The organism is Colwellia sp. M166, from assembly GCF_024585285.1.
GTDB lineage: Bacteria > Pseudomonadota > Gammaproteobacteria > Enterobacterales > Alteromonadaceae > Cognaticolwellia.
In genome coordinates this window covers 4,189,491-4,203,034 of sequence record NZ_CP040755.1, presented here as the reverse complement: position 1 = coordinate 4,203,034, position 13,544 = coordinate 4,189,491, and the positions used below count along the sequence as shown (strand labels likewise).

General features: G+C 39.0%; 12 protein-coding genes. 7 read left to right on the top strand and 5 right to left on the bottom strand.

Going from position 1 to position 13,544, the window contains the following annotated elements:
* Positions 1–19: 19 nt before the first annotated feature.
* Positions 20–613: a dCTP deaminase gene (gene dcd, locus FGD67_RS18940; protein WP_257172601.1), complete on the bottom strand. Its 594-nt coding sequence runs from the start codon at positions 611–613 to the stop codon at positions 20–22.
* Between the two features lie 117 nt (positions 614–730).
* Positions 731–1,837 (bottom strand): iron-sulfur cluster carrier protein ApbC, encoded by a 1,107-nt coding sequence (gene apbC / locus FGD67_RS18935; RefSeq protein WP_257172600.1) that lies wholly within the window; start codon positions 1,835–1,837, stop codon positions 731–733.
* A gap of 119 nt (positions 1,838–1,956) precedes the next feature.
* Between apbC and metG the strand changes: the two genes are divergently transcribed.
* The 5 genes from metG (at position 1,957) to FGD67_RS18910 (ending at position 8,703) form a co-directional block, all read left to right on the top strand.
* Positions 1,957–4,080, top strand: a complete 2,124-nt coding sequence (gene metG, locus FGD67_RS18930) for a methionine--tRNA ligase (RefSeq protein WP_257172599.1) — start codon at positions 1,957–1,959, stop codon at positions 4,078–4,080.
* A gap of 240 nt (positions 4,081–4,320) precedes the next feature.
* On the top strand, positions 4,321–6,435 hold the full coding sequence (locus FGD67_RS18925; protein WP_257172598.1) for a cation:dicarboxylate symporter family transporter: 2,115 nt from the start codon (positions 4,321–4,323) through the stop codon (positions 6,433–6,435).
* Between the two features lie 68 nt (positions 6,436–6,503).
* Positions 6,504–6,932, top strand: coding sequence for an Rcs stress response system protein RcsF (rcsF, locus tag FGD67_RS18920; protein WP_257172597.1), 429 nt, complete (start codon positions 6,504–6,506; stop codon positions 6,930–6,932).
* Positions 6,929–7,669 carry a tRNA (N6-threonylcarbamoyladenosine(37)-N6)-methyltransferase TrmO gene (tsaA, locus tag FGD67_RS18915; protein ID WP_257172596.1) on the top strand — a complete coding sequence of 247 codons (741 nt, stop codon included), beginning with the start codon at positions 6,929–6,931 and terminating at the stop codon, positions 7,667–7,669. Before rcsF ends, tsaA begins: the two co-directional genes overlap by 4 nt.
* A 110-nt stretch (positions 7,670–7,779) precedes the next feature.
* Positions 7,780–8,703 carry a DMT family transporter gene (locus FGD67_RS18910; protein ID WP_257172595.1) on the top strand — a complete coding sequence of 308 codons (924 nt, stop codon included), beginning with the start codon at positions 7,780–7,782 and terminating at the stop codon, positions 8,701–8,703.
* A 109-nt stretch (positions 8,704–8,812) separates the two neighbouring features.
* On the opposite strand, the gene FGD67_RS18905 is transcribed toward FGD67_RS18910, so the two are convergent.
* Together FGD67_RS18905 and FGD67_RS18900 are read right to left on the bottom strand one after the other, a co-directional pair.
* On the bottom strand, positions 8,813–10,120 hold the full coding sequence (locus tag FGD67_RS18905) for an amidohydrolase family protein (protein WP_257172594.1): 1,308 nt from the start codon (positions 10,118–10,120) through the stop codon (positions 8,813–8,815).
* Positions 10,121–10,339: 219 nt separating this feature from the next.
* The gene (locus FGD67_RS18900; RefSeq protein ID WP_257172593.1) at positions 10,340–10,834 is read right to left on the bottom strand and encodes a peptidylprolyl isomerase; all 495 of its coding nucleotides are present in this window, start codon (positions 10,832–10,834) and stop codon (positions 10,340–10,342) included.
* Positions 10,835–11,270: 436 nt separating this feature from the next.
* On the opposite strand from FGD67_RS18900, the gene FGD67_RS18895 reads away from it, so the two are divergent.
* Positions 11,271–11,579, top strand: coding sequence for a hypothetical protein (locus tag FGD67_RS18895; RefSeq protein ID WP_126668386.1), 309 nt, complete (start codon positions 11,271–11,273; stop codon positions 11,577–11,579).
* A 751-nt stretch (positions 11,580–12,330) separates the two neighbouring features.
* Here the strand turns inward: FGD67_RS18895 and FGD67_RS18890 are convergent.
* Complete coding sequence (locus FGD67_RS18890) at positions 12,331–12,834, bottom strand: Lrp/AsnC family transcriptional regulator (RefSeq protein WP_257172592.1); 504 nt, start codon at positions 12,832–12,834, stop codon at positions 12,331–12,333.
* A gap of 141 nt (positions 12,835–12,975) precedes the next feature.
* On the opposite strand from FGD67_RS18890, the gene FGD67_RS18885 reads away from it, so the two are divergent.
* Positions 12,976–13,503 carry a peptidylprolyl isomerase gene (locus tag FGD67_RS18885; RefSeq protein WP_257172591.1) on the top strand — a complete coding sequence of 176 codons (528 nt, stop codon included), beginning with the start codon at positions 12,976–12,978 and terminating at the stop codon, positions 13,501–13,503.
* The last annotated feature ends 41 nt before the right edge of the window (positions 13,504–13,544 follow it).

Here is a 13,544-nt window from a genome sequence, read left to right as displayed (position 1 = left end):
CTAAGTTATTGCTTAAAAATTATTTATGATCTTCATCTTGACTGATACGGCTAGCAACCGCCCCCATCTGACCTTTATACTTAGCATTATCACGCTTGTTGTATGGTCTTACCGCACTTGATGACATAGTTTCAAAGTTAAGCGCCGCAATCGTCATTTTAGGTCTTAATGCTAATGGTAATTTACCGCTATTATAAAACTCTAAAACAATTTGTCCTGACCAGCCTGGATCAATTCTATGGGCAGTAACGTGCACCATTAGTCCTAAACGGGCCAATGATGAGCGACCATCTAACCAACCGACAATATTATCTGGCAAGGTTACAGACTCATAGGTTACAGCTAAAGCTAATTCACCAGGGTGAAGAAAAAACGCTTCGCCATCAGGAATATAAATTTCATCACTCATTACAGAGTTCATGGCTTTTTGCATTTCTTCTTTCGGGCCACTTAAATCAATGTAAGGCGCGGTATGATCTTGAAATACTCTAAATTCATTACCTAGACGGATATCAACACTGACCCCTGAAATCATGCTGCTATCAGGTGTTGGCGAGATTTCAATCTGCCCTTGGCGAATGCTTTCTTCTATATCTTTGTCACACAATCTCATGATTATTCTTCTTAGGCTTAGTTGTTATATCAAACGAATACTTTGATGCTCCGTTTAACATTATCTCGATGAACAGCCTAGTCGTTGCCGTTCATCGGTAAATTATTTGAGGTCTTATCACTCAACCACAATATTTGCTGTGGTTGGGCTACGCATATCTAATTGATAATACAATTGCGCAGCGACTTTGCGCGCTATATTACGATACAGCTGGGCTATTTCTCCAGTGCTATTTTCATTTATTATACAACGACCGGTATCCGCATCTTCTCGTATACGGATATCGAGTGGTAATTGGCCAAGTAACTGGGTATTAGCTTCATGGGCAATACGCTTACCGCCACCATCTCCAAATAAGTGTGAATGATGACCACAATTTTCACACTGGTGATAGCTCATGTTTTCAATAATACCCAGTACCGGTAGTTTTACTTGTTCAAACATCGCCATGCCCTTGATGGCATCGGCTAAAGCAATATCTTGCGGTGTGGTGATCACCAACGCACCGGCAACAGGTACCTGCTGAGCTAAAGTGAGTTGAATATCTCCAGTACCTGGTGGCATATCGACTATCAGATAGTCGAGTTCAGGCCAATCGGTTTCGTTCAGTAATTGTGAAAATGCACGACTCGCCATAGGACCACGCCATACGGTGGCATTAGCATCATCAACTAAAAAGCCAATTGACATCGCACTTAGGTGGTTAACTTCAAGTGGTGTGATCAATTTGCCGTCATTAGATGTTGGCTTTGCGCCTTTCAATCCCAACATAGTGGGGATTGACGGACCATAGATATCAGCATCTAAAATCCCAACATGACAGCCCTCCGCAATAAGACCATAGGCTAAGTTAACGGCAGTTGTTGATTTCCCGACACCGCCCTTACCTGACGATACCGCGATAATATTTTTTATACCCGGTATCTGATGTTGCCTAACGGCTGTAATATGATATTCAGCATCAAGGCTGACCGGTTGTTGCACTAACTCAGTTAATTGTTCAGCAATATCATGCAACTCGCCATCGCAAGGAAAAGGTAACGATAGCTTAATAATAAGGTTTTTTTTCGCCATTTCCATCGTCATAGCTTCGGCAACTACCAACAAGCCTTGGGGAAAAATATCAGAACGATAAGTATCAAGAAAACCTTGGATAGTCTGTTGGTTTTCAACACTCACTTCATTTTTAGAAAATAGTTTTTTAGATAAGAAATTTGATAACATTTTTAAAACGCACTTTTATCCGCTCTTTATGACATAAAGACGATAATTCTTAATGAAAAGTAATGACAAATTCTGTACCATTCCCTGCATAATTACCACCAATAATATGTAAACTTTATATGTCTTTATCAAAGTCATCTGTACCATCTACAGATAAGCGTAAAATTTTAGTTACCTGTGCTCTTCCATATGCCAATGGCTCTATTCATTTAGGCCATTTATTAGAGCATATCCAAACCGATATTTGGGTTCGTTTCCAACGAATGCGTGGTCATGAAACTTATTTTGTTTGTGCTGACGATGCCCACGGCACACCTATCATGCTTAAAGCACAAGAGCTTGGCGTAACACCAGAAGAAATGATCGCGGGTGTGCGTGAAGAGCATATGGCTGATTTTGCTGACTTTCATATAAGCTATGATAATTATCATTCAACGCACAGTGATGAAAATAAAGCTTTTGCTGAAGAAATTTATAATCGTTTACATGCGAAAGGTCACATCAAAACCCGCACAATTTCACAGTTGTACGATCCAGAAAAAGGCATGTTCTTACCTGATCGCTTTGTAAAGGGCACTTGCCCTAAATGTAAAAGCGAAGATCAAAATGGCGATAGCTGTGATAACTGTGGCGAAACCTACTCACCAACTGAAGTGCTAAACCCACGCTCAGTGGTTTCAGGTGCAACCCCCGTTTTACGTGATTCAGAACATTATTTCTTCGATTTGCCCGCTTTTGGCGATATGTTGCAAGAGTGGACACGCAGCGGCTCATTACAAGAAGAAATGGCTAACAAGCTCGCGGAATGGTTCGAGCAAGGTTTAAAACAATGGGATATCAGTCGTGATGCGCCTTATTTTGGTTTTGAAATTCCTAACGCACCCGGCAAATACTTCTACGTTTGGTTAGACGCACCTATCGGTTATATGGGTAGCTTTAAGAATTTATGTGATAGAAAAGGCATTGATTTTGACGCGTTTTGGCAATTAGATTCTAAAGCTGAGCTTTATCACTTTATCGGTAAAGACATTATCTATTTCCATAGTTTATTCTGGCCAGCGATGCTTGAAGGTGCGGGTTATAGAAAACCGACCTCTGTTTATGCTCATGGTTTTGTTACCGTTGATGGCGCTAAAATGTCTAAATCTAAAGGCACCTTTATTAAAGGTCGCACTTATTTAGATCATCTAAATCCAGAATATTTACGTTATTACTATGCAGCAAAACTGACCAATCGTATTGATGATTTAGATTTAAATCTTAAAGATTTTGCTCAACGAGTAAACTCGGATCTTGTTGGTAAAGTAGTGAATATAGCCTCACGTTGTGCAAGCTTTATCACTAAACGTTTTGACGGTATGCTTTCAGCGACCGTTGACAACCAAGCTTTAGCGGATGAAGTAATGGCCGCTGGCGATAGTATCGCAGCACATTACGAGTCGCGTGATTTTGGTCGTGGTATGCGTGAAATAATGGCATTAGCTGACAAAGTTAATGAATACATCGCGATTAAAGAACCTTGGCAGTTAGTTAAAGACGAAACAAAACAACAAGAAGTACAAGATATCTGTTCATTGGGTATTAATATGTTCCGTACCTTGATGATTTATTTAAAACCAGTACTGCCAGTGTTAGCCGATAGCACCGCTGAATTCTTAAATGACCCGTTAATATGGGAAGGCCACAAAACCTTATTAACGGATCATAAAATCAACAAATTTAAAGCCTTATTGCAGCGTGTCGATATGGACAAAGTCAACGCGATGACTGAAGCTTCAAAAGAAAATTTACTGGTTAAAGATGATGACGAAAAACCAACTAAAGCAAAAAAACAGGCTAAGCAGGAAAAAGTTGTTGATAACAGCGCCGCATTAAGTGACCCGTTAGGCAGCGATCCTATCAGCGAAGAAATTCAATTTGATGACTTTGCAAAAATAGATTTGCGTATCGCGAAAATTATCAACGCTGAACATGTTGAAAAAGCAGATAAGTTACTGAAGTTAACCTTAGCACTTGATAGCCAAGAAAATGGTGAAACTCGTCAGGTATTCGCCGGTATCAAGTCAGCTTATCAGCCAGAAGATCTTATTGGTAAAATGACCGTTATGGTCGCAAACTTAGCGCCACGTAAAATGCGCTTTGGTATGTCAGAAGGCATGGTATTAGCTGCAGGCCCAGGTGGTAAAGACTTATGGATACTTAATCCAGATGACGGAGCTCAACCCGGTATGCGCGTTAAATAACAAATACTCAGTTACTTAGTACACTATTAGGCAAACCTTTACATTAAGCAGGGTTTGCCTTTATGTACGGTATGCTGAGATCACATGGATGTGAAAAAGCAGCCATGTACAGGATGTAAGGTATGCTGCGATCACATGGATGTGAAATAGCAGCCATGTACAGGATGTATCTTTTATTCACTTTACTATAATCTGCAAAATAGTAACAACCTAACATTATTCTTATCTGGTATGACAATATTGAAACTTAGCCAAATCCCATTATCGACTCGTATTCTTATTGCTATGGCCATTGGGCTTATCGTTGGTAGTGTTAACGCGCCCTTATATTCGATGGTTAGTCATCTTGCTGATGCCTTTGTTATGCTATTACAAATGACGGCACTGCCTTATATTTCGTTATCGCTTATTGTCGGTATTGGCGGTTTATCTGCCAGTAAGGCAAAATTGGCACTTAAAAGTACCTTAGTGTTGATCATCTTGCTGATGACCTTAATGCTGTGTTTTATATTAATGGCACCGCTGTCCTTTCCCAATTGGCAAACCGCTGAATTTTATAGTGCCAACACCATTAAAGTTAGCCAAGAATTTAACTTAGTTGAATTATTTATTCCGTCAAACCCCTTTAATGCCTTCGCTAACGCCATTATCCCTTCAGTGGTGTTTTTTAGCGTATTTATTGGTATTGGCTTAATGCCAATTAAAAATAAACGTCAATCATTAGCGGTGTTAAATAATTTAAAACAATCCGTTAGCAATATTAGTAGCTTGGTGATGCGTTTTGCCCCTGTCGGTATATTTTGTATCGGTTGGCGAGCCGCATCAACACTTGATGCTTCACAACTTGATGGCTTAATGATCTATGTCGCCAGTTCACTGGTGTTAGTGCTGTTACTTTCTTTTGTTGTCTTTCCTGCCCTGCTAGCTACCATTACCCCTTTTGGTTATCGTGCGATTTTAAAAGCATCGCGCGAAGCGATGATCACCGCATTTGCAACCGGTAGCTTTTTTGTTGTTATTCCGATTATTGTGGAAAAAACTAAGCAACTTATTGCGACACAATATGCGCATATCGACAATGCCGATAAAGTCTCTGAGGTGATTGTACCTATTAGTTACAGCTTACCTGTTGGTGGTAAATTATTATCATTACTCTTTGTTTTATTTGCCGCTTGGTTCTCTGGCGCTTACATCAGTTTTGAAGATTATGTAAAACTTATTGTTATTGGTATTCCACAGTTATTTGGCACCAGTACATTGGCAATGCAAAATCTATTAGAGTTATTTAATGTTTCACACTCTATGTTCGATTTTTTTATTGTTTCTGAAAACTTAGTGGTGGGTCGTTTATCGGCATTGCTCTCGGTGACTTTCGCCAGTTGTTTACCCTTACTGGTTGCCACCAGTATGGCGAAAGCTTTTAGTCTAAAGAAAAAAGCACTGATAAAATATCTCCTGATCATTCCCGCTTTATCCGTATTTGCCTTTATGGCATTAAAGTTTGGTTTTAGTGCTATTAGTTATCAATATCAGGGCTACACTAAATTTATTGAGCGTGACTTTCTCATGGACGAAGTCAAAAGCCATTATTTAGATCAAGCCGCACAAAGTAGTGAAACCACTCAACCCTTTGTAGGTGTACTTACGCGCATTAAGCAACGTGGTTTTATTCGTGTCGGCTATTTTCGTGATGATTTGCCTTACTCATTCCACAACAATGACGGCAAGCTCGTGGGCTTTGATATTGAAATAATGAATCAACTGGCTATTGATTTAAATGTTGATATTGAGTTTGTAAGAATATTTCGTCATCAGGCTAAATCATTATTAGCGTCCGGTTATCTAGACATAACAACGGGTGTGCCGGTTATTCCAGACAATATGGCACAATTCACGCTAACCATGCCATACAGTACGCAAAGTATTGCCATAGTCGTTAAAGATAAACGCCGAGCAGAGTTTACCCAGTGGGATAACATCCTCCAGCGCGACGATCTTATCTTAGGTATCCCTGAAAGCTTTTATTATAAAAAAGCCATTGCTAAAACCTTTACTCATGGCAAGGCTTGGGAAATATCAACACCACGCTTATTTTTTAAAGCAGAGTATGCTCATATTGATGCCATGGTTTTTGGTGCAGCGGCATCATCAGCTTGGACACTACTCAATCCAAGCTATACCGTAGTGGTACCTAAGCCTGAATTAGCGCCGCTTTATATGGCTTTTCCTATTAATAAAAATGATCATGCTTTTGAACTATTTATGCGTAATTGGTTAACAATGAAGCAACAAAGTAAAACGATTGATGAATTATTCGATTATTGGATCAAGGGAAACACCCAACGGATTAACTAATTGTGTAAATTAGCACAGCATTAGTAATGCTTAGAACAAGCTAAACTAACAGTAATGGTAATAAAATAATGCATAAAACTTATAAAAAATCGCTGGTATTAAATAAACGTATAATTCAGCTTACTGTATTGATAACACTGGCAATAACTGGTTGCGCAAAAATAAACCATGTATCAACCAACCTAGACCGTGATAATTTCAAACATTACTTTTCGCCGACAAAAGTAAAAATGGTTGAAAAAGAGCAAGATCTAGCTGGAAAATATAAATTTCTTGGTTTAGTTGAGGGCGAGTCTTGCCAAGAAAAAGCTTATCATGCTGCACCTAATGAAATTGACGCCCGCACAGAAGCAAGACGCAAAGCTTATCAACTTGGTGCAAACGCTATTATTTTTAGCCAATGCGTGATGATAACAGACGATAAGGCTGCAAAATATTGTCTAGCATCAACCGTATGCTATGGCCGCGCATTTAAGGTTGAGCAAGAGAACAAATGATCGACAGTATTAAGGTAAATGTCATTGGCACTGTCGACTCGCCTTATAAAGAAAAGTTCGCTATTCCCCGCCAACCCGGCATTGTCACCGCAGCACAAGGGCAAATACGCCTAACAGGAACGGCCAATAATGCTGAATTGGTCAGAGGTTTAGCGCAGTTTAGCCATATTTGGCTAATATTTGTTTTTCATGGCACCCAAGCACAAGGTTGGAAACCCTTAGTACGCCCACCACGCTTAGGCGGTAATAAAAAGCTCGGCGTATTGGCAACACGCTCAACGTTTAGACCCAATCCTATTGGCATGTCGGTGGTAAAGCTCGACGAAATAGAGCTACAAGCCGAGCATCAAGGCTCGCAGGTTATTTTGCATATAAGTGAATTTGATTTACTTGATGGCACCCCGATAGTCGATATTAAGCCTTATGTTCCCTATGCCGATATTATTGCTGATGCCCAAGGCGGATATGCCCATCAGCAACCAACGAATGACCTTAGCATCATATTTACTGCAGCTGCAGTAACAGTTATTGATGAATATTCATCATCATACCCAAAACTACGTCAACTCATTGAGCAGGTACTAAGCCAAGACCCTCGCCCGGCTTATAAACAAAAACATGCTGACAATAAAATCTACGGTATGAGCTTGTATGAATTTAATATTCAGTGGCAATTCGATGGTAGCCATACCATTAGGGTCATCTCTGTTGAAATAAACAAGCCTTCACCTGTTTGATCTCCGCTGAGATTATTTATATCAATCGTCCGATTATCGCGAGTACAGATAACGTTAAACGCTAAACTGCTAGCAAAGCTCATCAATATCAGCATTCACAAGAGAAGCGATTGAATACCTTTAACCTTAAAAACTATAAAGCCACGATAGAATTACTACTGTTAGCGAGCATTTGGGGTGCTTCATTCATGTTTATGCGCATTGGCGCACCTGAATTTGGTCCGATATTGTTCACTACATTGCGTGCTAGCATTGGCGCTATATTCTTGTTTAGCTGCTTAGTTTTATTTAAACAAACCAAAGCACTCAATGGACGTTGGCGAAGGATATTTGTTGTCGGGGCATTAAATACCGCAATACCTTTTGCTCTTTTTGGTTATGCCACACTAACGTTAACCGCAGGAACAACTTCAGTATTGAACGCAACAACACCTATGTTTGGTGCTATCGTGGCATATTTCTGGTTAAAAGATAAATTAACACCAAGCGCGACATTAGGACTCTTTATTGGTTTTTTAGGGGTATATTTACTGGTATCTGAAAATGGGCACTTTGACAGTAATAACAGTGCATTTTTTAATGATAAGGATGTGGTATTGCCAACGTTAGCGGCAATGTTAGCTGCACTTTGTTACGGTATTTCAGCAAATTATACCAAAAAATATTTAACCGATATCAAGCCATTAGCTTTAGCTGCCGGCAGTCAAATTACGGCTAGTGCCATACTGTTACCAATGAGCTTATTTTTTATCCCTGAAACATTACCCAGTGCAAAAGCCATTGGCTCGGTGATACTTATTGGCGTTATTTGTACCGGTGTTGCCTATATTATATTTTTTCGTCTTATCGCTGAATTAGGCCCCGCAAAAGCTATATCTGTTACCTATTTAATTCCAGTTTTTGGCATTTTATGGGGAACATTATTTTTAGATGAAACAATCAGTTTAATGATGCTGTGCGGCGGTGCTGTGATCTTACTCGGAGTGGCATTAGCCACAGGTGTATTAGGCAGAAAATCAACGCCATTAAAGTAAATCCCCATATTCTGTACTTGAGTAAAAGCTAAAGAGTACGGGGAAATAATTTAAGGCTATTATCAACAGCCTTAAATTACACTTATCAAAAAAACTTTACTTATTTTAGCTATTTTTGCTTAACAACTTCCCCTGATTTCATCACAAAATCAACATCAAGTAGTTCATCAATATCGTTTAACGGGCTACCGTGCATAGCAATAACATCAGCTACTTTACCCACCTCTAGAGTGCCGACACTTTTTGTTCGGCCAATTAAGTCAGCGCCATTGATAGTAGCCGAGACTAAAATATCTTGTGGCGACATACCAGCAGCTAACATTAATTGTGCTTCTCTAGCATTATAACCATGCTTTGAAACACCGCTGTCGGTTCCGTAGGCTATTTTGACCCCTGCTTTATAGGCACGTTTAAAGCTTTCGATCATATCGCCCCCCACACGAATAGCTTTAGCGCTAATTGCAGGTGACATAAAATCAGAGGTTTTTGCCATATTAACCACGGTATCACCCGCCATTAAGGTGGGTACTAAATAAGCACCGCTTTTTTTGAATAATTTAATGCTTTCTTTATCGGCATAGCTACCATGCTCAATGCTATCAACTCCGGCGCGCAATGCGGCATTAATACCCGCTGCGGCATGGGCATGGCTCGCTACTTTACGACCAAGTGCATGGGCAGTATCAACAACTTCTTTAATTTCATCATCAGCCATTTGCTGACCAGTACCTGTATCAGTATCTGATAATACGCCACCGGTAGAGGTAATTTTGATCACATCAGCACCAAACTTAATAGCGTGTCGTGTTGCTCGTCGACAGTCATACGGTCCATCACAAACGGTTTTTGCGGTATGCAGTTCCATTAGGTCAGGCGCCATACCATCAACATCACCATGTCCGCCAGTAACCGCGACACTTGAACCGGCAGCAATAATCGTTGGTCCAGTTACCCAACCCCGTTTAACACCATCACGTAGGGCGAACACTTGCTCTGCACTACTGCCTAAATCGCGTACTGTGGTAAAACCCGCCATTAAGGTTTTTTTAGCAAAATAAGCGCTTTTCATTAACGTATCGGCATCAGATAAATTAACCATTTCACTATCATTATTTGGCCCTAATTCACCTTGCAAATGCACATGCATATCCATCAGCCCTGACATCACAAAACTCGATGACAAATCAATAAGTTTAGCGTCATCAGCAAATGTATTAGCGGCAATAAAGCCAGATTTAACCGCCGACACTTTACCATCAGTGATCACTAAGGTTTGATTTTTTAACGGCGCTTGACCCGCAATAACCAATAACTCTCCGGCATGAATAACTGAAGTTTCAGCCCATACTGATTGAGACAACACTGAACTTACGACTAACGCTATGGTGGTGACAGTTGACTTTAATGATGTAAACATATTATCGACCTTATTGTTATTTTAATGACCTAAATGTATAACTCACCATAACAGTACGATAAAGGAATAAGAAAGTGAATGCGATAAACAGAAAGTTTATTCAGCTAAACAACCATAAAAACAAATGAACTGAAAAGCATAAATCAACAAAAATCACTATTTTCTGGAGATAAAAAACCGGCATAGCGCCGGTTTAATAGAGAAAGTGCAATGACTTGCTTAGTGGTGATGACCACCAACACCGTGGGCGTGACCATGCTCAACTTCTTCTGCCGTTGCAGCACGTACATCAGTAACTTCGATATCAAAAGTTAAAACTTTACCGGCTAGTGGCGGGTTAATGTCAACGGTGATCATGAATTTACCGGCTTTAACAACAGTCACTTGACGTTGACCACCTTCAGTATTCACGACGGCAGTCATGCCTGCTTTCCATTTTGCGCTTGGTGTTGGCAAACCTTGTAAATGTTTTACTGGCACTCGCTGAATCGCATCTTCTTTGCGCTCACCGTAAGCATCTTCAGGTTGTAACGTCACCGAAAACTTTTCGCCAGTTTCTTTACCCGCTAAAGCGTTTTCTAAACCGACCAGCATATTTTTATAACCATGCAGGTAAGCTAGCGGATCGCCAGCATGTGAGTTTTCAAGCTCAACGCCTGCTTCATCTTTAAGTGTGTAGTGAAACTGAACAACGGTTTTATCGGTAATTTTCATTTTATTTCCATACTGTATTGGGTTACTCACCATAAAATGGCGAATATATTTTTTTGGAGTTTAGCAAAATACTGATACACCTACCACAGACAATTGAGGCCTAGTGCAAGTTCTGTATGAGGTCGTAACGCGAACGCCGCATTTATATCAGTGCTTAGTGCTAAACCTAAACCGGCGACTTGTGCAATATAAAATATTTGTAGTCAAATTAACTGACTAGCAATGATAAGTAAAATGGAGTGAGATCAATAACCCGCGGTTTTTCATCTTGGTAGATTGTTTTATATGCTCCATCTGCAAAGGATAAATAGGCAGCTAATTCCTGAAACACCATGTTAAACATTAACTCCCTTTCAATGTTGTTGCCTGCCTATAAGCTTGCGTATAATGCCCCCTATTCCGGCTGAATTTTTAGCCGCTAACTTGGATTTTAATAATGAAGAAACTCTCCGCTGTACAAATAAAGCAGCAAGCACTTGTACTTAATATTGCCAACAAACTAGAAGAACAAGGCCGCGCTGAACTTTCTGGTATGCTGCAATGCTGGTTTGACGTTGAATATCACTTATTTCCAAGTTCACTACTGCTGTGCTTTCAGTTCGAAAACGAGCAAGCTTTAGAGACTGCAAAACCAGATTTATTAAAATGGCAAAAACGCTTGAGCGGAGCAATGCTTAAAAAAGGCGTTATTTTAAAAAATATGCGCAAACATTTAGTGTTTACATTAGAAGCACCAGACGAATAAAGCATGAGGAGGAATTTCTGTTCTTACTGTGATTAACGTTTAGTACTAACGCTCACGCACCAATTAAGCTATGCACTTACAACCGCATATAGCATAGAAAGAAATGTAGTTTCTCTTCTATCCCCCCTCAACGATGTTCATAGTTTTTGCCTGAGCACTTATCTTCACTACATAAAAAAATACGCCTGATACGGCGTTGAATGCCTTGCTGATAAGGCGTATCTGCTAAACTGATTTATTGCTTTCTGGGTGTTGTCATCGCGTACCTAACATAAAAGAGAAAGGGAGCATTTGAGCTTAGTCCACTGACTAGGCTTGTTCAATTTAGGAAGGTCATGCTAATTTTAAAAGAAATAGGCTTTATGATTATAAAATAAACTTCATCTTTACGATAAACCAGCTCAAAGATAATGTTGTAAAGTTGATGATGAAATTAGCAGATAGTGAATTATATGATGCGATCATAAACAAGATATCAAAGTGTTTAAGTATTATTCGCCCAGACCAAAAGTTTGTGCAAAAAGGCCATAGAAGCGAGCAAAATAAGTATCTATTAAACGATAAACGGCCTTAAATTAATGGCATTGAGCCACTATTGCTGAAATTAATGAATTCCAAATAAGTTGGATTTTGAAATGAAAGAAGATAACGGGAAATAATCAGTAATAAATGAATCGAAAACGTCAATTTTACAGTTTTCCTGAAATATTTTTTACTGGCAAGTTCTTATGCCATTTTTTATAAATGGCATTTAATCTTCTGGTATTTTCCACTCTAAAATATCAAGTGGATAGCCACCAAACCATTTGGCTGTATCTAATACAAAGTGGCTGGTGATTTTTTCAATACCTAAAGTATCTTGCATCATATCATTACAAACGCGATTAAAATCTTCAATCGTAGAGGACATCATAAAAGCAATATAATCAATACCGCCGTTAACTTTCATACAATCAACCACTTCGATATATTTTTTAATACCTTTTTCAAATACGCTACAATGTTGATAAGTATTACTTTTTAACGTGAAATGCGCATAAGCTTTTACATTAACGCATAATTTATCTACATCGGTCACCATGGCATAGCTAATAATAAATCCAGCGTCCTCTAATGATTTCACACGTTGTAAGCAGGCACTGGGGGATAAGCCTATAATTTCAGATAAATCATTATTACTAATACGCGCATTGCTTTGCAGCTCAGTTAAAATACGTCGATTCATTCTGTCTAACTTAATATGCTTTTTTGCCATTTTGTACCAACCTGAGGTTTGTAAAACGATTTAAAATAAATAGAAAATTCTGTTTTAGTATCAGAGTACTAAATTATATTTGTTGTAGATACATCATAATATAACTTGAACTTCATTAAGCCTATTAACATTGGAATTATTATGAAATCTTATCCTAGCGTTTTAATTAAAACCACTTTAGGAAATATTACTGTTAAATTATTTTTAAAAGAAGCACCTATTACAGTGACTAACTTTTTACATTATGTAGATAATAATTTATTTGACGATAGTAGCATTTTCAGAATAGTTAATGATAAAAATGCAAACCAGGCTGAAGATGCTAATGCAGCAATAAACGTTGTTCAAGCAGGTTTACCTCCAGAGCACCTTAACTTGCTACCCGGTGTTGCACATGAAACGACAAAAGATACCGGTATTTTGCATGTAGACGGCACAATATCTATGGCTAGATTTGAACCCGGCAGCGCCGATGGAAGCTTCTTTTTCTGTATCAAGGATCAACCTGAACTCAATTTTGGCGGCAAACGCTATGATGACGGATTAGGCTTTGCTGCTTTTGGTCAAATCATTCAAGGTAGAGATGTACTTGAGCAAATTTTTCAAAAAGCTGAAAAACAAGAATACTTAGAAAACGAAATTTCTATCACGTCTATTACCCGTTGTTAGCAATAAATTATCATATAAAGTTGGTTATCATAGGTAAAGGT